Annotated in this window: 27 protein-coding genes and 1 tRNA gene; 9 read left to right on the top strand and 19 right to left on the bottom strand. The window is 42.5% G+C overall.

Annotated features, from left to right (window positions below; all coding sequences use genetic code 11):
* Nucleotides 1-18 precede the first annotated feature (18 nt).
* Nucleotides 19-1,821, top strand: a complete 1,803-nt coding sequence (locus tag NFR62_RS01530; protein ID WP_251612621.1) for a helix-turn-helix transcriptional regulator — start codon at nt 19-21, stop codon at nt 1,819-1,821.
* A 30-nt stretch (nt 1,822-1,851) separates the two neighbouring features.
* Here NFR62_RS01530 and NFR62_RS01525 read toward each other — a convergent pair whose 3' ends face one another.
* From NFR62_RS01525 to NFR62_RS01515, 3 genes are all read right to left on the bottom strand, one after another.
* The gene (locus NFR62_RS01525; protein WP_251612618.1) at nt 1,852-2,775 is read right to left on the bottom strand and encodes a TVP38/TMEM64 family protein; all 924 of its coding nucleotides are present in this window, start codon (nt 2,773-2,775) and stop codon (nt 1,852-1,854) included.
* 39 nt (nt 2,776-2,814) lie between these two features.
* Nucleotides 2,815-3,600: a hypothetical protein gene (locus NFR62_RS01520; RefSeq protein ID WP_251612615.1), complete on the bottom strand. Its 786-nt coding sequence runs from the start codon at nt 3,598-3,600 to the stop codon at nt 2,815-2,817.
* 81 nt (nt 3,601-3,681) lie between these two features.
* Nucleotides 3,682-3,867 carry a helix-turn-helix domain-containing protein gene (locus NFR62_RS01515; RefSeq protein ID WP_251612612.1) on the bottom strand — a complete coding sequence of 62 codons (186 nt, stop codon included), beginning with the start codon at nt 3,865-3,867 and terminating at the stop codon, nt 3,682-3,684.
* A 166-nt stretch (nt 3,868-4,033) separates the two neighbouring features.
* Between NFR62_RS01515 and NFR62_RS01510 the strand changes: the two genes are divergently transcribed.
* The 4 genes from NFR62_RS01510 (at nt 4,034) to NFR62_RS01495 (ending at nt 7,327) form a co-directional block, all read left to right on the top strand.
* Nucleotides 4,034-4,396 (top strand): helix-turn-helix domain-containing protein, encoded by a 363-nt coding sequence (locus tag NFR62_RS01510; RefSeq protein WP_251612609.1) that lies wholly within the window; start codon nt 4,034-4,036, stop codon nt 4,394-4,396.
* 8 nt (nt 4,397-4,404) lie between these two features.
* A complete protein-coding gene (locus NFR62_RS01505) occupies nt 4,405-5,055 on the top strand; it encodes a hypothetical protein (RefSeq protein ID WP_251612606.1) in 651 nt (216 codons plus the stop codon).
* Between the two features lie 51 nt (nt 5,056-5,106).
* A complete protein-coding gene (locus tag NFR62_RS01500; RefSeq protein WP_251612603.1) occupies nt 5,107-5,925 on the top strand; it encodes a KilA-N domain-containing protein in 819 nt (272 codons plus the stop codon).
* A 277-nt stretch (nt 5,926-6,202) separates the two neighbouring features.
* The gene (locus tag NFR62_RS01495) at nt 6,203-7,327 is read left to right on the top strand and encodes a site-specific integrase (RefSeq protein ID WP_251612600.1); all 1,125 of its coding nucleotides are present in this window, start codon (nt 6,203-6,205) and stop codon (nt 7,325-7,327) included.
* A gap of 262 nt (nt 7,328-7,589) precedes the next feature.
* Here the strand turns inward: NFR62_RS01495 and NFR62_RS01490 are convergent.
* A tRNA-Trp gene (locus tag NFR62_RS01490) sits at nt 7,590-7,664 on the bottom strand.
* A gap of 58 nt (nt 7,665-7,722) precedes the next feature.
* Between NFR62_RS01490 and proC the strand changes: the two genes are divergently transcribed.
* Both proC and rnhA read left to right on the top strand, forming a co-directional pair.
* Nucleotides 7,723-8,541, top strand: a complete 819-nt coding sequence (gene proC / locus NFR62_RS01485; RefSeq protein WP_251612597.1) for a pyrroline-5-carboxylate reductase — start codon at nt 7,723-7,725, stop codon at nt 8,539-8,541.
* Nucleotides 8,538-8,978 carry a ribonuclease HI gene (rnhA, locus tag NFR62_RS01480; protein ID WP_251612594.1) on the top strand — a complete coding sequence of 147 codons (441 nt, stop codon included), beginning with the start codon at nt 8,538-8,540 and terminating at the stop codon, nt 8,976-8,978. Before proC ends, rnhA begins: the two co-directional genes overlap by 4 nt.
* 37 nt (nt 8,979-9,015) lie before the next feature.
* Here rnhA and NFR62_RS01475 read toward each other — a convergent pair whose 3' ends face one another.
* Nucleotides 9,016-9,294 (bottom strand): hypothetical protein, encoded by a 279-nt coding sequence (locus tag NFR62_RS01475; protein WP_251612592.1) that lies wholly within the window; start codon nt 9,292-9,294, stop codon nt 9,016-9,018.
* A 142-nt stretch (nt 9,295-9,436) separates the two neighbouring features.
* Between NFR62_RS01475 and NFR62_RS01470 the strand changes: the two genes are divergently transcribed.
* Complete coding sequence (locus NFR62_RS01470; RefSeq protein ID WP_251612589.1) at nt 9,437-9,664, top strand: helix-turn-helix domain-containing protein; 228 nt, start codon at nt 9,437-9,439, stop codon at nt 9,662-9,664.
* A 24-nt stretch (nt 9,665-9,688) separates the two neighbouring features.
* Here NFR62_RS01470 and NFR62_RS01465 read toward each other — a convergent pair whose 3' ends face one another.
* From NFR62_RS01465 to NFR62_RS01420, 10 genes are all read right to left on the bottom strand, one after another.
* Nucleotides 9,689-10,057 (bottom strand): sporulation initiation factor Spo0A C-terminal domain-containing protein, encoded by a 369-nt coding sequence (locus NFR62_RS01465; RefSeq protein ID WP_251612586.1) that lies wholly within the window; start codon nt 10,055-10,057, stop codon nt 9,689-9,691.
* A 185-nt stretch (nt 10,058-10,242) separates the two neighbouring features.
* The gene (hisIE, locus tag NFR62_RS01460; RefSeq protein WP_251612584.1) at nt 10,243-10,869 is read right to left on the bottom strand and encodes a bifunctional phosphoribosyl-AMP cyclohydrolase/phosphoribosyl-ATP diphosphatase HisIE; all 627 of its coding nucleotides are present in this window, start codon (nt 10,867-10,869) and stop codon (nt 10,243-10,245) included.
* 1 nt (nt 10,870) lies between these two features.
* Nucleotides 10,871-11,590: a 1-(5-phosphoribosyl)-5-[(5-phosphoribosylamino)methylideneamino]imidazole-4-carboxamide isomerase gene (hisA, locus tag NFR62_RS01455; protein WP_251612581.1), complete on the bottom strand. Its 720-nt coding sequence runs from the start codon at nt 11,588-11,590 to the stop codon at nt 10,871-10,873.
* On the bottom strand, nt 11,587-12,168 hold the full coding sequence (gene hisB / locus NFR62_RS01450; protein ID WP_251612579.1) for an imidazoleglycerol-phosphate dehydratase HisB: 582 nt from the start codon (nt 12,166-12,168) through the stop codon (nt 11,587-11,589). Before hisB ends, hisA begins: the two co-directional genes overlap by 4 nt.
* Nucleotides 12,165-13,445 (bottom strand): histidinol dehydrogenase, encoded by a 1,281-nt coding sequence (gene hisD / locus NFR62_RS01445; RefSeq protein WP_251612576.1) that lies wholly within the window; start codon nt 13,443-13,445, stop codon nt 12,165-12,167. Before hisD ends, hisB begins: the two co-directional genes overlap by 4 nt.
* The gene (hisG, locus tag NFR62_RS01440; protein WP_251612562.1) at nt 13,442-14,083 is read right to left on the bottom strand and encodes an ATP phosphoribosyltransferase; all 642 of its coding nucleotides are present in this window, start codon (nt 14,081-14,083) and stop codon (nt 13,442-13,444) included. The genes hisD and hisG overlap by 4 nt, the downstream gene beginning before the upstream one ends.
* On the bottom strand, nt 14,080-15,282 hold the full coding sequence (locus tag NFR62_RS01435) for an ATP phosphoribosyltransferase regulatory subunit (RefSeq protein ID WP_251612559.1): 1,203 nt from the start codon (nt 15,280-15,282) through the stop codon (nt 14,080-14,082). Before NFR62_RS01435 ends, hisG begins: the two co-directional genes overlap by 4 nt.
* A 134-nt stretch (nt 15,283-15,416) precedes the next feature.
* A complete protein-coding gene (locus tag NFR62_RS01430) occupies nt 15,417-17,411 on the bottom strand; it encodes an ATP-dependent DNA helicase RecG (RefSeq protein WP_251612556.1) in 1,995 nt (664 codons plus the stop codon).
* A gap of 96 nt (nt 17,412-17,507) precedes the next feature.
* Nucleotides 17,508-19,148 carry a DAK2 domain-containing protein gene (locus tag NFR62_RS01425; protein ID WP_251612552.1) on the bottom strand — a complete coding sequence of 547 codons (1,641 nt, stop codon included), beginning with the start codon at nt 19,146-19,148 and terminating at the stop codon, nt 17,508-17,510.
* Nucleotides 19,149-19,225: 77 nt separating this feature from the next.
* Complete coding sequence (locus NFR62_RS01420) at nt 19,226-19,576, bottom strand: Asp23/Gls24 family envelope stress response protein (protein WP_251612549.1); 351 nt, start codon at nt 19,574-19,576, stop codon at nt 19,226-19,228.
* A gap of 203 nt (nt 19,577-19,779) precedes the next feature.
* Between NFR62_RS01420 and rpmB the strand changes: the two genes are divergently transcribed.
* Nucleotides 19,780-19,968, top strand: coding sequence for a 50S ribosomal protein L28 (gene rpmB, locus NFR62_RS01415; protein ID WP_251612546.1), 189 nt, complete (start codon nt 19,780-19,782; stop codon nt 19,966-19,968).
* A gap of 176 nt (nt 19,969-20,144) precedes the next feature.
* Here rpmB and NFR62_RS01410 read toward each other — a convergent pair whose 3' ends face one another.
* The 4 genes from NFR62_RS01410 to rlmN are packed head-to-tail and all read right to left on the bottom strand — an operon-like array spanning nt 20,145 to nt 23,346.
* Nucleotides 20,145-20,795 (bottom strand): thiamine diphosphokinase, encoded by a 651-nt coding sequence (locus tag NFR62_RS01410; protein WP_251612542.1) that lies wholly within the window; start codon nt 20,793-20,795, stop codon nt 20,145-20,147.
* On the bottom strand, nt 20,792-21,448 hold the full coding sequence (rpe, locus tag NFR62_RS01405; protein ID WP_251612539.1) for a ribulose-phosphate 3-epimerase: 657 nt from the start codon (nt 21,446-21,448) through the stop codon (nt 20,792-20,794). The genes NFR62_RS01410 and rpe overlap by 4 nt, the downstream gene beginning before the upstream one ends.
* A complete protein-coding gene (rsgA, locus tag NFR62_RS01400) occupies nt 21,438-22,322 on the bottom strand; it encodes a ribosome small subunit-dependent GTPase A (protein WP_251612536.1) in 885 nt (294 codons plus the stop codon). The genes rpe and rsgA overlap by 11 nt, the downstream gene beginning before the upstream one ends.
* On the bottom strand, nt 22,300-23,346 hold the full coding sequence (rlmN, locus tag NFR62_RS01395) for a dual-specificity RNA methyltransferase RlmN (RefSeq protein ID WP_251612533.1): 1,047 nt from the start codon (nt 23,344-23,346) through the stop codon (nt 22,300-22,302). Before rlmN ends, rsgA begins: the two co-directional genes overlap by 23 nt.
* Nucleotides 23,347-23,353: the final 7 nt, after the last annotated feature.

Genomic DNA, 23,353 nt, shown 5'->3' with positions numbered 1-23,353 from the left:
ATAATTTAAGGGGTTTGTATGGAAAACACTATCCAAAGCGACCTGATAAGAGGGCACATAAACACTATTATATTAAAAGCCCTTTTCGACGGAGACCGCTACGGCTACGACATTGTAAGAGAAATCGAGCAAAAAAGCAGCGGTCAGTACAAACTGAAACAACCGACATTATACAGTTGTTTAAAAAGACTTGAAATTCAAGGATTTATCCGCTCTTATTGGGGCGCAAAATCCAACGGCGGACGAAGAAAATATTTCACGCTTACCGAAATGGGGCGCGAACTTTTTATTAAAAATCAAAGCGAGTGGGAATATTCCCGCACGGTTATCGATAAATTGATTTCCGACCGTGAAGTTGATTTATCCGCCCCGCGTCCGGAAGCTGAAAGCGTTGCGTCGCAATACGACGAACAGGAAGCATCTTTTAACGACGAGCCGGAAACCGACGAAGATATTTCCGAAATTACGGATAGCGAAAATGCTGAAACCGAAAACCTTTCCGCTAACGAAATACAGGAAGATGACGAGAACGTTTCCGCATTGCACGAGCAACCCGACGAAGAACAACGGCAAGAAGTTGTTTCGCGTGCAGTGGAATTTTCGGATACGACTGCTATTATGGACGAGCTGTTCCGCTCAAGATTGAATTCCGATGAAGACGCCAGCTATGCCGAAAAACTTGTGTCTGAAAAATATGTTTCCGACAGAACCGACAACAACTTTTCCGCAGAAATGTATTTCCGCGATTTCTTCGACGAGTCGGAAGCCGAACAAGAAGCCGAACAATCGGAACCCGAAAACGAACATTCGGAACAAACTCCCCCTCTTGTTTCTCAAAACGATGAGCAATACGCGCAACAATATAATAGCTCGGGCTACGAGCCGCACATAGAAGAAACGTTCGAGCAAGAAGAACAGAAGCCGGAAAACATATTTCTCGACTATCACACTTCTTCTATTGCAAAGCCTTACGAAAGCGGCATAATAGAAAGAGAATACCGCAACATACTCGGCGATTTTTTAAACGCAAGCTTTGTAGAACGCCCCGCTCCTCCTCCCGAAGAACCAGAGCAAGAGCCGGAAGAGCCTATTGCGCAAGATACATACGTTCAAAATCAACCCGCTCCCGCTATGCAAGAAGAGACGGGCACAACCGCTTCGATAGCTCAAGCTTCCGCAACAGAACAATATGAAGAACCTCAAACGGCTCTAAAAGATAGCGCGGAATCGGAATATAACGAAGCTACCGAACAATATACGAACGATGCCGACGTAAATCGAAAGCTTAACCGTATTACGGGAGAAGTTCGTGAAATGGGCGATAACGTTGTGATTCGCACTCACAACAACAGTAGTTCAAAAGAATATAACAACGCTTACTATTATCTTTCCAACAAATTGATGATTGTTCATTACGGAATTTTATTCGGCATAATGATGTTGGAAATTCTGTTCTCCGCTATATTCGTAAACATTGTTTTGCATGCCGGCAGAAGTTCAGACAAATGGTTCTATATTGCGGCAGTTTTGATAGCCGTCGCCTTCCCCATAGTAGCTTTTGTTAAAAACTTTACGGCTCCCGACAAACGCAAACGCATAAATTTCAGTTTAAAAAACTCTTTAATTTACCGATTGATTGTTATGGCGCAGTGCTTCTTGATTATTTACTGCGCAAACGTAATAGGCGGCATGGAACTCGGCTTCGAGCTAAAATACATTACGACGCTACTGTTACCCGCATTGCTTTCGGTCTGCTTCCCTATAAGCGCTTTAATATTTAACGCATTGTTCAAATCGAAAAAGTTTGCGGTTGAACATTAAACACAAAAGGACGGTTTGTAACCGTCCTTTTTATGTGTTGACATCCGATTTCTTTTCGATTTTTTTACCGTGCATTTCTCCGCTTCCTTTTTTGCTCATGAGTTTTTTCTTTATTTTATTTACCACAAAAAACAATATGATAACGGCAACAAAAATAGCAATCCATACGGGAATTCCCCAACCGCGAAACGGTATAATGGTGCCGCTTCCGAAATAGCACATAAATGCTATCATAACGGGACGAGTGAGCGATATAGTTGTTAAAAAATATTTAAAGCTCATGGTGGTTATTCCCGCTACCAAACAAATTATGTCGTCGGGAAAAAACGGAAATAACATCATTACGGCAAATAAGAATTTTCCCCTTTCGTTTAAGAGTTCCGAAAATTTGTCGGTCTTCTCTTCTCCTATCACCCAAACAGCTAATTTACGTCCGAATATTTTTCCTAATAAAAAAGTAATTACAGAACCGACCAACGTGCCGACCGTCATAAAAATAAACGCGTAAGTCGGGCCATACAGCACGGTTCCGAGCAATGCGATAATTGCCGACGGTATCGGCAAAAATATAACCTCAAAGATAACCAGTCCGATATAAACAAGTATGCCCCACTGCTTTGTGCTACGCACAAACGTAAGCAAAGCGTCCATATCCTTGAACTTATAAAGCCAGCCTGCGGCATCCAACGCCACATAACACAAAAGAATCAAAGCGGCGAATATCGAAACCAAAATAAAAAATTTGTATACGGTTTCATGCGACTTTTCGTTAATACTCGGAACAGTCACGCCCAAAGAAGCGAACAAAACTATCGCGCACAATAAAACCACTCGCGGCAAATCTTTAAAATAGACGCACGACAAAGCAAGCATGCCGAGATTCAGCAGCGTAATCAAAATCTTCGCTACGGTAATTTTAGACAGCTTTGTCATAATAACAGTATATGATTTCAAAGCCTTTTATATTATAATTTGCGATTATACGGTTAAATTTTAAGCGAAAAACATATCCGCAGTCATATCTAAATAATTTGCCCCGCCGTATTTCGGAAACTGTTTTTTTACTTTTAGCTTAAAATCGCTTGAATTGTCACAACTTGCGGCAATATCTTTCAACCGTTTTAAATAGTCGATTTTTGTTTGCGCATCTTTTAAATCTTCGGGCGTATAATGCGACGTAAGGATAAGCGAGTAGCCTTTTTCAATGTATTCGCTAAGTTGCTCTATAAGAGCGTCCGCATGCTTGCTGCCCGCCACAATAGAATGGCAATCGTGCCCGAGCATGTGAGTGTATACGGCGTTTATTTCGGGAATTTCCACATCGAACGCTTCCGCTGTTTGCTTTATTATAAAATCAATCCCCGCAAGCGTTACTTTGCCCTCTTTTATTATATTTGTTATTTCATGAACCGAGCTGTCGAAAATTTTTCCGAACATATCAGAAAAATTGTCTATCAAAGCCTTTCCTCCTCCCGCTGTCGCATAATCTTTCGCTCTTTGCGTGGCATACTTCGGAATTTGAGGCAAAAAACTTGCGCCGGCATAAGCAACAAATATGCCGATTACATGCATATTACTTATATACTTATTTAATGCGGCAATATTATCGAAAAAACACGGCGGTTCGATTATAACAGCTTGTCCGTTCTTTTCCAAAATAAAAACCTCGTCGCTTATCAAATCGTCAGTTCCATAAGCGTGCAATTTTACTTTTCCGCAATCGTAGACGTGCATTTCCCCCTTTTCAAGTTTAACGGTAGAATAGTTGTTCTTGTTCATTTTTTAACCTCCGAAAAATTATTTCGTAACCTTTCGATTACAAACAAAGTATAATGACTCATTAAATAAAAAACAAGAATGTTACTTTTCTATTATCCGATAATAAAAAGGTAACCTTAGTTCCCTTTTTAAACTATTGACTTTTTTATCATTTCCAACAGCATTACCCGTTTCCCACGCCGATATTGTTGCTTGTGTAACTCCGATTTTCTCGGCAAGTTCCGGTTGCGTAAGTTGCTTTTGTTTTCTTAACTTTCGAAAATTCATACCGCCTCCTAACTTACAAATTTGATTTGTAAACTTATTATATACAAATTGTTTTTGTATGTCAAGCATTTTACAAAAATAATTTGTAAAAATTTAATTTGTTTTTATTGCAATACACAAATTGCTATTGTACAATTATAATTAGTAATTGAAAGGGGCTAAATACATGGAACGACTTCGAGAGCTAAGAAAAGAGCTGAAAAAAACACAACAGCAAATGGCAAAATTTTTAGGAATTACACAGCAAGCATATGCCGCATATGAAAATAACAAAGCCCAACCCCCTATTGATATTGTCAATAAGCTTGCATCGTATTTTAATGTTCAAACCGATTATCTTCTCGGGCGCACCGACTCCCCCGCTCCACCATACCCATCGGGCGGCATAGAAGACGTGCGCACCGAGCTGAAACGTTTGGGAATCGACGGAAACGACGAAGAACTACATTATCTGCTAAAAAAAATCGGGAGCCTAACTCCCGAACAAAAACAACTCATTATTACTATGATAGAAAATTTTAAGGACTAACCGAGACCATGAATTACGAAGTACATAAAGAACTGTTAAATTTATGCCTTAGCACAACGTATCAGCTCGGCAAAGATTCATCCTTGAAACTTTTATATTACACACAATCGCACCCAGACGAATCATTCTCTTTCGCGCAAACTCTTTCGCCAAACACCATTCAATCATTTTGCGACAAATACAAATTCTCTTTCGAAGACCATAGTATAGAAGATGAAGAACGCTTTTTAACGGATAGATATAATGGGTTAATCAACAAATCCTACTTCTTCGATTTTCGAGAAATCAATTCTACTAATTTAAAAGAGCATAGCTCTCTTTTAGAAACTCATTTTAAATATCAGGCATTAGGCTCACTATATTATAGAGTGCGAAAACAGTCGAGCGATTATTACAATAAATGTATTGAATTTTATAAAAACGGCATTGACTATTATTACTCAAACTATGACGCATTATATAAAACAAATTTTTTGCCAAGAGTAGTGTTCGAACTCTTGCCTATACATGTAAGTGACTTATATTTAGCCCAAAAAGATTTTGCGGCGGCAATAGATATATGCGAAACAGCTCTTGCAAAATCATTTATTAAAGATAAAAACGCCTATAAATCTGAAATTTTACGAATAAAACAAAAACAAGAAAAAGCTCAAAAATAAAAAAGCTCCCAAGCCTATTGAATAAACCGCGCAACATCAAAGGATAAGCTTATGACAAACAAAGCAGTAATTGTTCAAGGAATAAATGTTACATATAAGCACATCGGCAAAGAAGATTATATCTCTATTACCGACATTGCTTGCATGCGCAATCCAAAAGAGCCGAAAGACGTTGTAAAAAGCTGGATGCGTAATCGTTCAACATTAGAATATTTAACCCTTTGGGAGAATTTTTATAATCCCGATTTTAAAGGGGACGAAATCGACCCCTTATTTGCTTTGACAGGTCGGAATGACTTTACCATGTCCCCCACACGTTGGATAAGTGAATTTAACGCCATAGGCATAATCACTAAACAAGGCAAAAACGGCGGTACTTTTGCGCATCAAGATATTGCCTTTAAATTTGCAAGTTGGATTTCTGCGGAATTTGAATTTTATTTAATCAAAGAGTTTCAGCGGCTCAAATCACAAGAACAAAAAGCATTAGAGTGGTCGGCAAAACGCGAACTTGCAAAAATCAATTATCACATACACACCGATGCAATTAAAGAAAATCTTGTCCCGAATCTTAGCGATGAACAGTTAAGATATGTTTATGCGGATGAAGCCGACTTACTCAACGTTGCTCTCTTTGGAAAAACGGCAGCTGATTGGAGAAAAGAAAACCCCTCATTAAAGGGAAATATACGCGACTACGCAACTATCGAGCAATTACTTGTAATAGCGAATATGGAAAGTTACAACGCCATTCTCATAGAACAAAACATACCTCAATGCGAACGGCTGCTACAACTTAATAACATGGCAAAATCACAACTTCGTGTTCTGCAAAATATCAATACAAAATTGCTTGAAGAATCAAAATAAAGCTCCCGACCGAAGCCGAGAGCCTGTGTTGTAGTATTATGTAATACTTACATAAAATAAATCACTTCCAGAATGAACGCGATATATTTACGGTCTATGCCTAATTCGTCGCATAATTCAAGTAGCGCGTAGTAGATTCTTTCATCTTCCACCTCACTTTCTCCTTTCGTTTATTCGAGAGCGCTACCGGAAGACTATTATACACCATAATTTGTAAAATTTCAATGGGTCTCTACAAAATAATATACAATTTTTTAGAACGCATGAGGATAAGTTTATGGCAACACCAAAATTAGAATCAAACGGAAAGACATGGGCAATCCGCGTAACTTACACAAATTCAAACGGGGTTAAAGAACAAAAACATCGCGGCGGATTCAAAACAGCAAATCAAGCTATTGCGTGGTCGGAAAATTATCGTAACGCCGCCGAAAAAGCACTTACGACTAAGAATGACTTAAAATTTTTTGAGCTATGCGATAAATTTATGGCGGTCAAACGAGCCTACCGAAAAAAGGGCAAACCTCTCGCCCCACGAACTATTGCGGATTATGAAATTTATATCGATATACTTAAAAAAAGTTTTGGCAATATTTTGCTAAGAAAAATAACTCCTACATTTTTGCAAGAACGCTATGACATGTACTCCGAAACTCCATGCAAGCAAGCACATATAGAACAAACTCTTTCAGCTATATTTTCATTTGCCGAATTGCAGGGATTTACCGAAAAGAATTTGTGGTTAAGAGTAGTTAAATCCGAATATGCCCCCAAACCGGAAAATCAAGTTTGGTACAATGCTGAACAAATTAAAATCCTTTTACAGTATCTTAAAACCGAGCAACCAAAATATTATGTTTACGCTAAACTCCTTACTATTACGGGGCTACGACCCAACGAAGCAACTGTAATCGAAGAATCCGATTTTCGTTTCTCCGTCAAAGACGATATATATTTTCTAAACGTAAACAAAGCACTTTCTATCGTTTACACAAAAAACGGCAGATTTACCGAAATAAAAGAACCGAAATCAACGGCAGGTCAACGCGAACTTCCCGTTACTTTACTTGACTATGACGACATTCATGCCTTTAAAATAAAAAATCGAATAAACTCCCCTTATCTTCTTGTAAACGAAAAAGGCAAACAGCTTACGGAAAACTCATTTTACCAAGCCATAAATCGTACAACAAAGAGGCACAATCTTCCCCATATTACGCCTTATGGTTTACGCCGCAGTTTCGCAAATCTTAATAAAAGTGCAGGCGTTGACCCATTCACGGTAGCTAAGCTAATGGGACATAGCGACGTTGAAGTTACCAACAGACATTATTTCAAAGACGATATAGAACTAAATAAAAAAGCGGTTCAAGCAGTTTCGGCATCTTTATCCAATGATTAAATTTGCATTTGAGTGCAAAAATTTGACTATACCACCTGTTTGTGTTATACTGTTTTTGTCGCAAATCAGCGCCAACAATAACCTACGGTTTTTTGGTGCAATAAAAATTGCACCGAAAATTGCACCAAAACTATGCTAAATCGCCCCATTTTACGCCGTTTATTCGAAAGTGCTCAAATTAGCAACAACAAACAAATTCCACGCTAAACGCGATATATAGGGTAATAAAAAAGCAAATACACTATATTTAGTATATTTGCTTTGGCAGGGGAGACGCGATTCGAACACGCAACCTACGGTTTTGGAGACCGCTACTCTACCGTTGAGCCACTCCCCTAAGAGTTCTTATATTATAAACAAAATTCACGGATTAGTCAATTAAAATAAGGAGCATTATGAAAAATTATAATTTGGCTGTGCTTGGTTACGGAAACATGGCGCAAGCAATAGTAAAAGCGCTTTGTTTACCTGAAACGCAAGAAAAGTTCAAAAACAAAAACATAAATTTAAGTATAACCATAACCGACTCAGACAAAACAAAACTTGATAATTGCACGTTAAACGTGGGCAAAACCGCAGCTCCCGAAGCGGCGGTAGAAAATGCCGAATTTGTTTTATTGGCTGTTAAACCGCAAAATGCCCCTTCCCTACTTAATAACCTATCGTTAAGCGGAAAAACCGTAATTTCGATTATGGCGGGAACTTCAATCGCAACGCTTAAAGAACTTACCCGAAGCAATAAAATAGTGCGCGTAATGCCTAATTTGAACGCTCGCGTTTCGGCGTCGTACAACGCATATTCGTGCTTAAATATAAATAGCGATGAAAAAGAGTTTATTTCGCTTCTTCTCAATTCTTTCGGAGCCGTGTCCGAAGTTGAAGAAGAAAAACTCGACGCTGTAACAGGACTTACAGGAAGTTCTCCCGCTTTTGTTTTTATGCTCGTTAAAGCATTTGCCGACAAAGCCGTAAGTTGCGGCTTTTCCCCATCGGAAGCTCGCAAAATGGCTGTTACGGCAGTAGCGGGAAGCGCGAAACTCATTGAATCCGAAACAAACACCGAACTAAACGATTTAATCGATTCGGTTTGCAGCAAAGGCGGAACTACGATAGAAGGCGTAAAATATTTGCGCGAAAACAATTTCGAAACAACATTGCAAACCGCCGTAGAAAAATCGATAAACAGAGCAAAGGAGCTTAGCGAGCGTAAATGAAAAAAGTGAGCATATATACCGACGGCGCATGCAGCGGCAATCCGGGCGCGGGCGGCTGGGCGGCAATTTTAATATACAACGGCTACGAGAAAGAAATTTCCGGTTATATGAAAGAAACCACAAATAACCGCATGGAGCTTTTTGCCATAATACAAGGACTTGCCTCTTTAAAAGAGGCTTGCGAAGTCGAAGTATACAGCGACTCCGCTTATGCCATAGACGCTATCAACAAAGGTTGGCTTGAAAACTGGAAACGAGCAAATTGGAAAACAGCCGATAAAAAAGAAGTTAAAAACCGCGACTTATGGAACGATTTAAGCCTAAAAATCAGCCGACATAACGTTACTTTTATAAAAGTTAAAGGCCACAGCGACAACGAATATAACAACCGTTGCGATAAACTTGCAAGAGAGCAAATTAAAGCCCGTCAAAATTAAAAAGCCCGCTTAAAGCGAGGCTTACAACACACGTTATTCAGCTGTCTTTTTTTATTGCTATCGCGGTAGAAATTATTGCAAAGAGTAAATGCAAAGGTCCGAGCACTACGCTCAAAACTATAAAAATTATCGTTCCCAAGCACCCTCTGAACCTCGAAAAAAAATCAAGCAAGAAAGTACCTATCGACATCACGGCGCTCGCCGCGCCCCAAATAACCCACGATTTCCAATCCCAATTCAATATCACATAAATTAAGCCCGCCACAAATACGGCAAGGGCTATGATTATCCATATCGTTCTGAAAACTTTTTTCATACTGCCAACTCCTCTGTTTATCTTCCCATAAATAATAATATCATTTACACAAAACAGTGTCAAATAAAAACGTATTATTATGTCAAAGTCCAACAGTTTAACGTTCATTATTAAGTGAAAGTAGGTGCAGGAGGCTGCATCTATGAAAAACTTAGAATTCGAATTTAAATTTGCACAAAGACTTGCCGAGCTTATGAAAGAAAGCGGACTCACGCAACGCCTACTCGAACTCGAAACAGGCATTCCGAACCAAACTATTTCCGCATATTTGTCAGGCAAACGTAGCCCGTCGGCAATAACTCTCGGAAAACTGGCAAAATATTTCGATGTATCGGCAGATTATCTAATCGGAATATCCGATTATTATTAACGAAACACAATACATTAGGCAAGTTCAAACAATTCGCAAATCGTCAAATTGATAAAACGAATCCAAATATTCCACCAAATACATTATAAAGTCGGAAAGCGTAGGCGATTTTGTTATAACGTAAGCGTTGAACAAATCGTTTATTCCCGACAACTTATTCAAATTATACGCCCTTTCAATAGCAAAGCGCATGCTGCGTTCCACCGACGCCGCAGTGGCGTTATTTTCGGCGCCGAGCTGTTCGCATAACCGCAACATTGTTACATCGCCGGGTCTTTTTTCGAGTTTAATCATTATTGCCGAAGTTAGATATCTGTATCCGTTGCTTTTCGGCGTAACTCCCAAACTGATTAACAGCCGCTGAACCGTCATTCTTGTCACTTGTTTTTCCATTGTTTACTCCTAAGTTGTATTGTGAATATTTTAACAAATTTTGTATCTTAGGTAAACGATTTCAGCGGCAGTATTTTTCACCTTATTTTGTCAATTTTATAAACTAACCTGCATTTTTCTTCTGTTTTCTTCCTTTTAAGCACAACTTAACAATATTATGCATAACATACTAAACTAAATTAGGCTCAATAATTTCTCTTGCGCTCGTTCAAACTCCTTTGTTCGAGAACTTTCAAAACTTCAGAAAACTCCAAACCTCTGTCGTTCATTAAAACAAAAGTATGGTAATATAAATCCGCAAGTTCGCATGCAAGTTCTTCGTTATCCGATTTCATTGCCGCTATAATAGTTTCCGAAGCCTCCTCGCCTATTTTTTTGCAAATTTTTTCAACGCCTTTATCAAGTAAATAATTTGTATACGAACCGAGCACAGGGCTTTCCCGCCGTGACGCGATTGTGTTTATATCCTTTTGCAAAACGGCAATGTTCGGAATTTTTTCAAACTCTTTAACGGAAGTATAAAAACAGCTGCGATTTCCCGTATGGCAAGCCGCCCCTTCTTGTACAACGCGCAACAGTACACAATCCGAATCGCAGTCGGTCAATACCTCGATAACCTTTTGAAAATGTCCGCTTGTTTCCCCTTTTAGCCACAACTTACCCCTACTACGACTGTAATAGTACGCCTTTCCCGTGCTTAAAGTTAAATCAAAAGCTTCTCGGTTCATATATGCCTGCATTAACACTTCGTTTGTATATGCGTCAACCGCAAGCGCAACAACAAGCCCGTCGGAATTAAATTTGATTGCCAAGTTAAATCTCCTCCGCTGTTTTCACCGCTTCTTCAAGCGAAATTCTGTTTTCGTATAACGCTTTGCCGAGAATAGCCCCGTACATTTTCATATTTTTAAGCGTCGAAATATCTGCGATTCCGCTTATTCCGCCGCTCGCTATTATGTTTAGACCCGTTTTCTCAGCCATACCTTTGCAAGCATCGGCGTTCACACCGGTAAGCGCTCCGTCTTTCGAAACGTCTGTAAAAACGGCATAACGCGCGCCGTGAGCAAACATAACTTTGCCGAGTTCAAACGGCAAAATATTCGATTGATTAAGCCAACCGCGAGTTGCAACGCGCCCGTTTTTCACGTCTATTCCACACACAACTCTCTCCGCTCCGAATTCAACAACCGCAAGCCGTATCAATTCGGGGCTTTCACAACAAACCGTTCCGAAAACCACACGACGCACCCCCGCGCTAAGCCGCGCTTCCGCGTCGTCCAAAGTTCTCACTCCACCGCCCGTTTGCACGGGAATACCCGCAACCGCCGCTATTTCTTTAATAATTTCAAGATTTTCGGATTTGCCGCTTTTGGCAGCGTTAAGGTCAACAACATGAAGGTATTTCGCACCGTTTCCCACCCATTTCAACGCCGCACTCACTGGGTTACCGTATTTTGTAACGTCAGAATAATTTCCGTGCGTCAAACGAACGCACTCGCCGTTTAATATATCTATAGCAGGAAATAAAATCATTCGAGCACACCTTTGCTACTCGGAACGCTATTCCCGACTATTGCAACGGCATCGTGCAACGCGTGGGCAAAAGATTTAAACACGGCTTCGGCAATGTGATGCAAATTGTTGCCGTATAAAACTTCGGTATGAATAGTCAGCATGCCGTAAGAGCTTACCGCTCTGAAAAATTCCTCTACAAGTTCGGCGTCGAACTCCCCGATTTTTCCTTTCAGTCCGTCGCAACTAAAAACGAAACACGGTCTGCCGCTAACGTCTATAACCGTGCGTGCAAGTGTTTCGTCCATAGGAATATACGACGTTGCATAGCGAGCAATTCCGTTCTTGTCGCCAAGCAATTCGTGCAGTAACTTTCCTATTACAATTCCCGTATCTTCCACAGAATGGTGAGCGTCCACATTTAAGTCACCCTTAACCGTAAGTTCCAAATCCATTCCGGAATGGCTCGAAAACAACTCAAGCATGTGGTCGAAAAATCCGATACCTGTATTCACCGAATATTTTCCCGTTCCGTCAAGGTTCATTTTAACCGATATTTGCGTTTCTTTCGTCCGTCTTTCCTTTTGTCCCGTCCTCATTTTATCTCCTTTTCTCGTCTTACTTTAATCGAATTTGCGTGCGCCCGTAATCCCTCGCACTCGGCAAGTAGTTCTATGTCTGACGAACATGCAAATAAAGCGCTTTTTTCGTATTCAATTACGCTGATTTTTTTAATATAATTGTCAACGCTTAAAGCCGAGCAAAATTTAGCCGTACCCGACGTTGGCAAAACGTGATTAGTTCCCGCATAATAATCACCGAGAGGCTCGGGCGAATAATGCCCCATAAACACGGCGCCGGCATTTATAATCTTACTAAGCCACTTTTGCGGATTTTCAATGCAAAGCTCGAGATGTTCGGGAGCTATCTTATTCACCGTGTCGAACGCTTCATTAAGATTATTAACAAGAATAACAGTGCCGCAATTTTCAAGAGACTTCGTTGCAATAAGCGATTTAGGCAGTTTTTTTACTTGCAATTCTACTTCTTTTTGAACGGCTTCGGCAAGTTGTTTGCTACTTGTTATAAGCACGCTCATAGCTAATTCGTCGTGTTCCGCTTGCGAAAGCATATCTGCCGCCACAAATTCGGCATCGGCAGATTCGTCGGCGACAATTACGATTTCACTCGGTCCCGCTATCATGTCTACGCCCGCAACGCCGTACACTTCGCGTTTGGCAAGCGCGACATATATGTTTCCCGGTCCGCTTATAACGTTCGCTTTCGGCACCGATTCGGTGCCGTATGCCATAGCGGCAATCGCTTGAGCTCCGCCTATTTTAAAAATTTTGCTAATCCCACATTCAGATGCCGCAACCACAGTTAAAGGATTGAGTCCGTTAGCCGCAGGCGTAGTCATTATAATTTCGGGCACACCCGCAACTACAGCAGGCAAAGCGCACATTAAAACGGAACTCGGATAAGACGCTTTTCCTCCCGGCACATAAAGCCCCGCACGCTCAATAGGCCGATATATTATACCCGTAGTTTTACCGTTTATAGTAACAATATCGTCGTTGCGTTTTTGCCGTTTGTGAAACTCTTCGATATTTTCTTTGGCGCGCCGCAAAGCCGCAAGCTGTTCTGCCGAAACCGCCTTATATGCGGCGTCTATTTCCTCCTGCGTTACCCTAACCGAACCGCCGTTCAACTTAACGTTATCAAAACGCTCGGTATATTCAAAAAGCGCTTTATCACCGCCTTTGCGCACCCCTTCTATAATGCCTTTAACGGTTTCGCGCGCTTTCTCGGTATCAAGTTGACTACGGCAAAAAACGCGTGATAAGTCTTCGCTCCCTTTTAAAATCGGTATCATACGGTTTTCTCCTCTATTATAGCGGAAATCTTCTCTATAAGCGGCATAATCTCCGCATTTTTGGTTTTTAAAGACACCTTATTCACAACAAGCCGCGCCGACAGTTTGCATATTTCTTCCAAAACGGTTAAACCGTTCGCTTCCAAAGTTTTGCCGCTTTCAACAATGTCTACAATAACGTCGGAAAGCCCAATTATGGGTCCAAGTTCCACAGAACCCGTGAGTTTAACAATGTCTACGTCCATTCCCTTAGAAGCGTAAAATTCCCTTGCAATATTCACATATTTGCTGGCTACGCGCAGATTATTTTGAGTAATGCTTTCGCTTTTGCGCTCAAATCCCGCCACGCACATTGAGCACAAGCCGAACTTCAAATCAAGCATTTCGTAAATGTCTTTGCCCTCTTCGAGCAACGTGTCTTTTCCCACAACGCCTATATCGGCAACTCCGCGTTCGATGTAAGTAGGCACATCGGCAGGCTTGACAAATATAAATTTGTATTTTTCGTCGGCGTCGCAAAGCACAAGTTTGCGAGTATCTTTCTTTAACGGCGCACAATTCACCCCGCATTTTTCAAGAAGTTCAACGGTTTTTTCGGCAAGACGACCTTTCGCCAAAGCTACGGTTAATTGTTTCATTTTTCTTCACCGCCCACGCTAATCCGTTCGGCCCTGCCGCCGCTAATTATTACCGCGCAAGGAATTTTCTTTGCCGCGCAATAATCCAAAAGTTCTTTTTTCCCGCATTCGAATCTTTTTTCCACAACAAGACCGTTCTCGCGCAGTGCCGCCACATATTCGTACTCGAAACCGCAGTCTTTGCCGTCGGATATGTACGCAATGTCAGGCGACGCGCACGACATGAGCTTTCCTTCCCGTTCCAAAGCAACCAAAAGCCTCTTAATTCCTATCGAAAAGCCGACGGCGGGCTTCGAGGCACCGAACTCTCCGCAAAGAGTATCGTATCTTCCTCCGTCTAACAGCGGAACTCCGAGTTTGCCCGAAATACCCTTCATAACAAGCCCGGTGTAATATTCTCCGCGTAAAAGTCCCAAATCTATAGCAACATACTTATCGAGCCGAGCCGCTTTAAGCGCGATAAGAATTTGCTCCAAACGGTTAAGTGCTTGCGCGCTTTTTTCGTTGGCAATTTCTTTCCGAGCTTTGTTCAACACTTCGCAACCGCCGAACAACGTGGGCAATAACAAAAACTGCGACACAAAACGCTCTCCGACTTTCTTAGAACTTAAAAACATTTCAACGCCGAACATGTCTTTTTTATTCACAAGTCCGCGCAATTCCTTAGCGTCGCACTCGCTCATGCCCGCCTCGTTTGTAAGTCCGTTGAAATAGTCTACCTGCCCGAGTTCAAGCATAAAGTCGCAAAGCCCCGATTCGCGCAAGCCCTCTATGGCAACCGTTATTGCCTCTACGTCGGCAGACACGTCGCCCGCGCCCAAAAGTTCTACGCCCATCTGAGAAAATTCACGACTGCGCGAAGTGTAAGAATCCGAAAGATATTCGTAGCTGTTCGCGGCATAAAAAACCTTATCCACGCCGCCGAGTTTTGTTGCCGCCATGCGGCAAATTTGCAACGTAGGGTCGGAACGAAGCGTTAAAAGGCTTCCGTCGGCATCGGTCATTTTAAACGTTTTATTAGCCGAATCTCGGCTCAATATTCCGCCGTACACATCAAAATATTCCAACGACGGCGTTTCCACACGCAAAAAGCCGTGTTTGCGAAAAATCTCCGACAGCTTTTCCTGAATAATAATTTTATTGTAACACTCTTGCGGCATACAGTCTTGTACGCCGAAAGGCAGTTGAAGATTTTTCAAGTCGGTTCCTCGCAAACGTATATTTTGTCTATTATAAAGGTATAACCCGAACTTGTCAAGTCAATTTGCAAAATTCAAATAACTTAACTCTAAAATTTTCCATATTTATATTACCAACCGCGCAGAATTCAAAATCAATTCATTGTTATGGCGCTAACGTATTCTTCGGCTCCGTCTTTAAGGCAAGCCCTAAGCTTTTGTCTCGCTTCCTCTATGCCGAGAGTAGCCTCCGAAATCGCTTTGGCGGCTTCTATAAGCTCCGAATCAATCTTCACGGGCAAATCGTTGCTTTCTCCGTGTTGGCGCGTGCCTATAAAGTCTCCGGCGCCACGCTGTGCAAAATCATACTCCGATAATTCGAAACCGTCGTTACAAGTGCAGAAAAATTTCAATCTTTCGGGAACGTCGCCCGCAAACGGCAGAAAACAATAACTTTTTAAAGTACCGCGCCCCACTCTGCCGCGCAGTTGATGCAACTGGCTTAACCCGTAACGCTCGGAATTGAAAATTATTATATTCGTTGCGGCGGGAACGTCGATTCCCACTTCTATAACTGTAGTCGAAATCAATATTTGCGTGTCGCCGCATATAAACTTATTCATTATTTCCGACTTTTCGGCGTCTTTCATTTTTCCGTGAATAACGCCTAACGCCGCCGACGGGTATTTCGCTTTAAGCAACGAATACATTTCGGTTACCGACACAAGCTCTTCTTCGTCGTCCGCTTCTATACGCGGACATACTATATAAGTTCTTTCACCGAAAGACGCGCGCTCGTTTACATATTCGAACATGCTCTCGAATTTGTTTTCGGGAACAATCCTTGTTACTATCTCAGGACGCCCCGACGGTAAGCCGCGAATAAACGACTGTTCAAGCTCGCCGTACATGCAAAGCGCCAAAGTTCTCGGAATGGGAGTGGCTGTCATAACCAAAATATCCGCACCGACAGCCTTATTCTCAAGGTTTCCGCGTTGGTTTACACCAAACCTTTGTTGCTCGTCGGTTATTATAAGCGCAAGTTGGTTAAATTCAACACCGTCGCTTATGAGCGCATGAGTGCCTATAATAATATCCGCAGCCTTTGTTCTTATTTTGAAAAGAGCGTCGTCTTTCTCCTTTTTTCCCATACTTCCGCACAAAAGAACCGCGCGGGCACCAAGCTTTTCCAAAAACGCGATAGCCGATTTATAATGTTGTACAGCCAAAATTTCGGTTGGAGCCATGAGCACGCTTTGATAGCCGCAAATATACGCGTAATACATTGCAAGCAACGCGACCGCCGTTTTTCCGCAACCCACGTCGCCCTGCAAAAGTCTGTTCATAGGCACGTCTCCGCGCAACGATGTCAAAATATCTTCGAGAGCGGCTTTTTGCCCGTCGGTAAGTTCGAACGAAAGAGCTTTCACGGCTTTGCTAAGCGCATCCTTTTCCGCAGAATAAACAAATTTTTTTCCATGCCCTTTCGCCGACTTTGCAAGCGTATACATACTTAGCGTATAGCTCAGCTTTTCAAGCGATAAAACTCTTGCGGCAGCATACGCCGACTCCACGCTATCGGGGCGGTGTACCTGTTTAAAAGCATCTCCGAGAGACGGTAAGTTATATTTTTTTCTAACGCTGTCGGGAATGTATCCGAAAACTTCCGCACGAGACAACAGCATATCCACAGCTTCCGAAAAAACGCGCTGAGGAATTCCCGGAATGTTTCTGTATAGCGGCAAAACTCCATTTCCGCTCGGATGAAACATTACGGGCGCACTCAAAGAAATTTTATTGCGGAACTTTTTGATTTTTCCCGTTACATATACCGTCTTACCGTTCGGAAGCGCGGACGCAATATATTTTTGATTGAACCAAACAGCCTCGATTTCTCCGTAGCAAGTGTTTAAAACGACTTTCGTCATTTTTAATCCCTTGCGTAAATATTGAATTTTAGGCTCGTTTATAACCGTGCCGCATACGGTCAATTCGTCGCCGTCGTTTAATTTCGAAATATCCGATTTTTCGGAAAGATTAACGTACTTATAAGGAAAATGCAACAACAAATCAAGCGGACAGCTTATTCCCGCCGCTTTAAGCTTTTGTATTCGGCTTTTTCCCATGCCTTTTATATCTTCGAATTTCAATACGCAAACTCCGAAAAAAGGAGCGGTTGCCACCGCCCCTTAATTGAAAACAAAATATTTAACGCAATATCGGCATTATATCCTTACGGAAAAATATTATTCCAACGAAACGATATAATAATACAACGGCTGCCCGCCGTAATGAATATCTACGTCGCAACGGTTGTACTTTTCGGAAAGTTCTTGCGCTATTGCGTTGGCTTCCTCTTCTTTCACTTCATTTCCGAAATAAAGCGTAATATTGCTAACAGAGCTATCCATTAGCTTATCAACAAGCTGTGTGGTAACGTTTTCCACCTTTTCGCCTTTCGCAACTATCGATTTAGAATCTATACCTATTATATCGCCCTCTTTAAGGTCGAAATTGTCTACCTGAGTGCTGCGAACCGCATATGTGACCATGCCCGTTTTAACGTTGCCTATAGCCTCGTTCATACTCTGCAAATTGTTTTCGAGGTTGTCTTCGGGATTGAACGCCAAAACGGCGGAAAGCCCCTGCGGAACGTCTTTCGTGGGAATTATATGCAAATTACGTTTAGTAAGCGCTTTCGCCTGTTCTGCGGCAAGTATTATATTTTTATTGTTCGGGAAAACGAACACGTCTTTGGCGGGGACCGCGTCGCAAGCCATAGCAATGTCTTCCGCGCTCGGATTCATCGTTTGCCCTCCCTCCATAACGTTGTCTACCAAAAGGTCTTTAAATATGTTCGTAAGACCCTCGCCCGCGCAAACGGCAACAAGACCGTAGGGTTTAAGTTCTTCTTTCTTTCTACCTATAAGCGCTCTGTTCTGTTCGAGCATGTTCTCTATTTTAACGCGGTCTATCTCTCCGAGTTCGAGCGCATAAGTTAAAACGACGCCCGGTTCGTTGGAATGAACGTGAACTTTAACCATGTTGAGGTCGCCTATAACCAAAACGCAGTCGCCGATTGTCATTAAATTTTCACGGAATCTGTCTATATCCGCTTCGGTGGTCTTTTTCTTTAAATGCACAATAAAGAACTCGGTGCAATATCCGAATTCTATTTCCGCCAAATCGTTGTAGTCGAAATGAGCCTGCTCGTCGTATTTGCTTCCGCTACCCGCGTTAAGCGTGTCGTCGAACGATATATTCGTATCTTCCTGACCGATAAGAGCGTGGTAAAAACCTTGAAAAATTATCAATAAACCACGTCCGCCCGCGTCTACCACACCCGCCTTTTTAAGCACGGGAAGCATTTCGGGCGTTTGTTTAAGCATTTCCTCGCCTGCGGAAATTACGCTTTCGAAAAATGCGGAAACCTCTATGCTCTTTTTGGTAATGCTCTTGGCATGCTCGCTCATTGCGCGCACAACAGTTAGAATAGTCCCCTCTTTGGGCTTGGTTACGGCTTTATAAGCCACTTCCGTGCCCGCCGCAAGCGCTTTTGCAAGCGTTTTCGAAGTTATTTCTTGGTTTTGCGCAAGTACCGAAGTCATGCCTTTAAGTATTTGGCTGAGTATTACTCCGCTATTGCCGCGAGCGCCGCGCAAGGCGCCCTTGCTTAAAGCGTCGCTCAAAGCGTCTAAACCGTTAGACGGGCAATTAGAAACTTCTTTCGCCGCCGACAGCATCGTAAGCGACATATTAGTGCCCGTGTCTCCGTCGGGAACGGGAAATACGTTCAGCGAATCGACGTGCTCTTTATTTGAATCCAACAGCTTAGCGCCGTTTAATATCATCTTACGCAAAATTGCGCCGTTAATTGACTTTTGCATTGTATCCTCCAACTCATGCAGTTTACGCGGGTTCGGCGGGAATCAACGTACATCCGTACTTAACTTTGTAATTTATTTTATACTCTAATGCCGACAACGTTTACGTTAATCGTGTCGACTACCATACCCGTAAACCGTTCAATATCATATTTAACAGATTTTTTAAGCGATTGAGCAACCGCTTCTATGGATACGCCGTACTTTATAATAACGTACAAATCAATAAAAATTCTGTCGCCGCTCGTCATTACCCGAACGCCGCGCGAAAGTCTTTTGCGCTTGAACAAATCCGCCAAACTATCGGAGAAACGCTTGGAAACGAGGTCAACTATTCCGTAACATTCCAAAGCCGTGTTACCCGCCACTTGCGCTATGGCCTCTTCCGTAATTGTTATTCTACCGTATGCATTGGCAGTATTTACGCTCAACTGCAAGCCTCCGCTTAATTATATGTATCCACATGTTATATTTTAACCTATCCCAAACTTTTTTGCAAGAGTTTTTACAAGAATTTCGAAAATTGTACGGTATTTTGTTAAAATAAAGGGGTAATTCGATTGATTTATTCCTTAAATTGTGATATTATTTTAAGGCAAGTAAAAAATATCGCGCCCGGAGGTGTTAAATAACAATGAGCAGAGTTTGCGTAATTTGCGGAAAAGGCAAGGTTAGCGGCAACAATGTGAGCCACTCGAACCGCCACACAAAACGTACGTTCAGCGCTAACGTTCACAAGGTGAAAATCGAAATCGACGGCAAAGAATCTAACGAATACGTTTGCACGCGTTGCCTTCGCACCAACATGAATAAAAATTCGTGAGCGCGTAAAAAAATCGAACACAAACAAAAAGAACCGTTTTCTTTTAAGTGAACGGTTCTTTTTATGTACGGCACTACAACCCGATTACTTTTTGTTTCTGCAAAACAGTAACCGCAGAAATCCCGACAGAAACTTAGGGGCCTTAACGCATACGATTCGCATATATACCTCCCGCTTTATTCTTGAACAAAGACCAACGCCGTTCCTCCGTCTACCGCAAGCTCCACGCTCTCGCCCACGCTCGCGTTAGACACTCCCATAACGTAGTCGTCTTTCGCAACCCAAGCCGTTTTGCTCATGGTATAATCGGACAAAGCGTACTTTAGTCCTTTCATATATAATATATGCACACTGTCGGTAAAGGGTACCACAGAAAAAAGCGCTCCTTTTTTCAGCCGCAATGAAAAATACCCGCTAACAAGATATGCGTTAAGAACGCCGCACAACCTTGCGCGCACACCGCATTGCTCCGCCAAAACAAGCAGCAAATAATTGCTTTCCGCCATATCCGGTCTGCCGCCGTAACCGCCGAAAATGTCTATTTCGGCAAAACCCCTTTCCGCCATTATTTTAACAGCCAAATAACCGTCGGTAAAATTCTTGTCGGTCGGAAAAGAAACGCATTCCACGCAGTCGCCTACTTCGTCTCGGTTTAATGAATCGAAATCGCCCACTACCACGTCAGGCAAAAAAACATCTTTAACATAACTGTATGCGCCGTCGGTGCAGTATACTGCCGAAACGCTTCCGTTTTTTCTTTCGGAAAGCACTTTTTTAAGCGCTTCCGCAGTAGGCGGCTCGCCGTTCAAAAATAACGCGCCTTTCATAGCGAATGAAACTTCTCCACTATTTTTCGAGGTTCCTCAGAAGAAAACAGCGTGTTTCCGGCAACCAAAACGTCCGCTCCCGCCGCCGCAACTGACGCGGCGTTGGCTTCGGTTATCCCCCCGTCGATTTCAAGCAAAGCCGAACTTTTCGCCGCCTCGCGCATTTGTTTCAGCTCACGCATGCGTTCAAGCGATTTTTCTATAAATTTCTGTCCGCCGAATCCCGGATAAACGCTCATTAAAAGAACAATGTCGCACAACGGAAAACATTCGTAAAGAGCCATTGTCGGCGTGTCGGGACTTATTACGGCTCCGCATTTAACGCCCGCTTTTTTTATGCTTTCTAGCAATTCGATAGTTTTTTCGGTAGCCTCGACGTGAAATGTAAGAAAATCGGCGCCTGCGTCTATAAACCGCGAAACATACCTTTCGGGCTTGTCTATCATAAGGTGCACGTCGAGAGGCAACGAGGTATGCTTCTTTATATCCGAAATCATTTTGAACCCGAAAGTAATGTTGGGCACAAAAATTCCGTCCATAACATCGCAATGAATCATGTCTGCACCGCATTCTTCCATTCTCGCAATTTCTTCGTTCATTTTTCCGAAATCGGCGCTTAAAATAGAAGGCGCAACCAAAACTCTATTTTTCATAAGTAGTTCTCCATGTTTTTCTGCCGTTTTTATCTTTCAATTCTTTATATATTAAACAATACCTGTCGTACCGTTCTTCGTTCAGCTTTCCGTCTTGCACGGCGGCGCGAACTGCGCAATCGGGTTCTACGGTGTGAGTGCACATTCTGTATTTGCATTTTTCCGAAAGCGAAACGTATTCTTCGTAATATAAATGTAAATCCGACGGTTCAACACTGCTTAAATCGAGAGCGCCGAAACCCGGTGTGTCGGCAACGTAAGTGTCGAGTTCGGTTCTTATAAGTTCCACTCCTACGGTAGTGTTCTTTCCCCTTAGAATTTTTTCGCTAAGCTCGCCTACCTCTCGGTTTACCCCGCATATTCGATTTACGAGCGATGTTTTGCCGACTGCCGATTGCCCCGCAAGGCACGAAAATTTTCCGCGCAATAATTTTTGCAGTTCCGCCGTATCTCCGCGCGAAGCGGACACGCAAAGCACCTCGTCGGCAACTCCGCTATATTGAGCGAATATCCGAGCGGTAAAACCGTCGGGAACTATATCCGTCTTGTTCACGCATACCGCAGTGCGTATTCCCGCCTTGCGAGCGCTGACTATCATTTTGTCAACCACTACAAAGTCGGGTTCGGGAACGGGCGCAACAGTTATAACTATACAGTCTACGTTCGCAATGGGCGGACGAATTAGTCTGTTGACGCGCGGTTCGATTGCGGCAAGCACATATTCTTCCGCAACTTTTTCCAACAAAACCGAATCGCCCGCAACAGGCAAAACTTCGCGCTTGATTTTTTTGCGCGATTTTACTTCCACAGTGCCGCTCGGAATAGCAACGGCGAAGCGGTCGGACAATATTTTAATTACCCTGCCTCTTATCAATATAACTCCTTCTAAGCTGCCCGCAAGCTCCGCCCACATCATTGCCGAAAGAACGGCGAACCGTAGCCGACACGTTAAGTTCATTCAACTTTTTCGCAAAACGTTCCGCCTCTTCGTCGGAACAGCCTTGCATTCCCTTTTCTTTCACATAATTAAGTTTAATAAGATTGACATGACTCGGATAGCCGCGCGTCAACTCGGCAAGTCTTTTGCAATCGAAATAGCTCATGTTTTTACCTTTAACGAGCGAATATTCGAATATAATTCTGCGCCCCGTCTTTTCGAAATAATACTTTACCGCGTTTATTACTTCGTTTAAAGTATACTTATTCGCAATAGGCATTAGCTCGCGTCTACTCTCGTCGGTTGTAGCATGCAGCGACAACGAAAGAGTTACCCCGTAGCCCTCGTCGGCAAGACGCCGAATATTTTCCGCTATTCCGCAAGTGGATAACGAAATCGAACGCATACCGAAATCCAAAGCGTTCTTATCTGTAATCAAACGCAAAAACTTAGTAACGTTGTCGTAATTATCGAGCGGCTCGCCGCTTCCCATAAGCACTATATTAGACAGTTTTCGTTCGGTGACGCTCCCGCCCAAATACTTATTTACCGCTATTACTTGCGCCGCAATTTCTCCCGCCGACAAATTGCGCACCAAACCGCCTATACCCGAAGCGCAAAACGAACACCCCATTCTGCACCCCACCTGCGTGGAAACGCAAAGCGTGTTTCCGTAAGCGTGAGGCATATAAATTCCTTCTATAACGTTACCGTCGAAGCATTCGTATAAAAACTTTACCGAACCATCGGAAGAATTGAATTTTTCTTTAATGTGCAACGGTTGCGCTATATATTTTTTAGACAGTTCATTGCGAAAAGCATTAGGCAGATTAGTCATTTCCGAAAAATCGGCGCCGCTGTAAATCCATTTAAATATTTGTCCCGCGCGGAAAGACGGTTGCCCGAGCGCCGCAACTTTTGTTTTCAACTCCTCTAAATCGTAATCCGCAATCAGTTCCAAAACAATC

This window comes from Pumilibacter muris (assembly GCF_943193045.1).
In the GTDB taxonomy this organism is placed as follows: domain Bacteria; phylum Bacillota; class Clostridia; order Christensenellales; family Pumilibacteraceae; genus Pumilibacter; species Pumilibacter muris.
The sequence above is the reverse complement of the archived record's forward strand: the minus strand, read 5'-3'. Positions and strand labels throughout refer to the sequence as shown.

What these genes read in the sequence shown, in the direction of transcription:
- NFR62_RS01530 (WP_251612621.1), top strand. Translation starts at nt 19, where the DNA reads ATGGAAAACACTATCCAAAGCGACCTGATAAGAGGGCACATAAACACT.
- NFR62_RS01520 (WP_251612615.1), bottom strand. Translation starts at nt 3,600, where the DNA reads ATGAACAAGAACAACTATTCTACCGTTAAACTTGAAAAGGGGGAAATG.
- NFR62_RS01515 (WP_251612612.1), bottom strand. Translation starts at nt 3,867, where the DNA reads ATGAATTTTCGAAAGTTAAGAAAACAAAAGCAACTTACGCAACCGGAA.
- NFR62_RS01510 (WP_251612609.1), top strand. Translation starts at nt 4,034, where the DNA reads ATGGAACGACTTCGAGAGCTAAGAAAAGAGCTGAAAAAAACACAACAG.
- NFR62_RS01505 (WP_251612606.1), top strand. Translation starts at nt 4,405, where the DNA reads ATGAATTACGAAGTACATAAAGAACTGTTAAATTTATGCCTTAGCACA.
- NFR62_RS01500 (WP_251612603.1), top strand. Translation starts at nt 5,107, where the DNA reads ATGACAAACAAAGCAGTAATTGTTCAAGGAATAAATGTTACATATAAG.
- NFR62_RS01495 (WP_251612600.1), top strand. Translation starts at nt 6,203, where the DNA reads ATGGCAACACCAAAATTAGAATCAAACGGAAAGACATGGGCAATCCGC.
- proC (WP_251612597.1), top strand. Translation starts at nt 7,723, where the DNA reads ATGAAAAATTATAATTTGGCTGTGCTTGGTTACGGAAACATGGCGCAA.
- rnhA (WP_251612594.1), top strand. Translation starts at nt 8,538, where the DNA reads ATGAAAAAAGTGAGCATATATACCGACGGCGCATGCAGCGGCAATCCG.
- NFR62_RS01475 (WP_251612592.1), bottom strand. Translation starts at nt 9,294, where the DNA reads ATGAAAAAAGTTTTCAGAACGATATGGATAATCATAGCCCTTGCCGTA.
- NFR62_RS01470 (WP_251612589.1), top strand. Translation starts at nt 9,437, where the DNA reads ATGAAAAACTTAGAATTCGAATTTAAATTTGCACAAAGACTTGCCGAG.
- NFR62_RS01465 (WP_251612586.1), bottom strand. Translation starts at nt 10,057, where the DNA reads ATGGAAAAACAAGTGACAAGAATGACGGTTCAGCGGCTGTTAATCAGT.
- hisA (WP_251612581.1), bottom strand. Translation starts at nt 11,590, where the DNA reads ATGATTTTATTTCCTGCTATAGATATATTAAACGGCGAGTGCGTTCGT.
- hisB (WP_251612579.1), bottom strand. Translation starts at nt 12,168, where the DNA reads ATGAGGACGGGACAAAAGGAAAGACGGACGAAAGAAACGCAAATATCG.
- hisD (WP_251612576.1), bottom strand. Translation starts at nt 13,445, where the DNA reads ATGATACCGATTTTAAAAGGGAGCGAAGACTTATCACGCGTTTTTTGC.
- hisG (WP_251612562.1), bottom strand. Translation starts at nt 14,083, where the DNA reads ATGAAACAATTAACCGTAGCTTTGGCGAAAGGTCGTCTTGCCGAAAAA.
- NFR62_RS01425 (WP_251612552.1), bottom strand. Translation starts at nt 19,148, where the DNA reads ATGCAAAAGTCAATTAACGGCGCAATTTTGCGTAAGATGATATTAAAC.
- rpmB (WP_251612546.1), top strand. Translation starts at nt 19,780, where the DNA reads ATGAGCAGAGTTTGCGTAATTTGCGGAAAAGGCAAGGTTAGCGGCAAC.
- NFR62_RS01410 (WP_251612542.1), bottom strand. Translation starts at nt 20,795, where the DNA reads ATGAAAGGCGCGTTATTTTTGAACGGCGAGCCGCCTACTGCGGAAGCG.
- rpe (WP_251612539.1), bottom strand. Translation starts at nt 21,448, where the DNA reads ATGAAAAATAGAGTTTTGGTTGCGCCTTCTATTTTAAGCGCCGATTTC.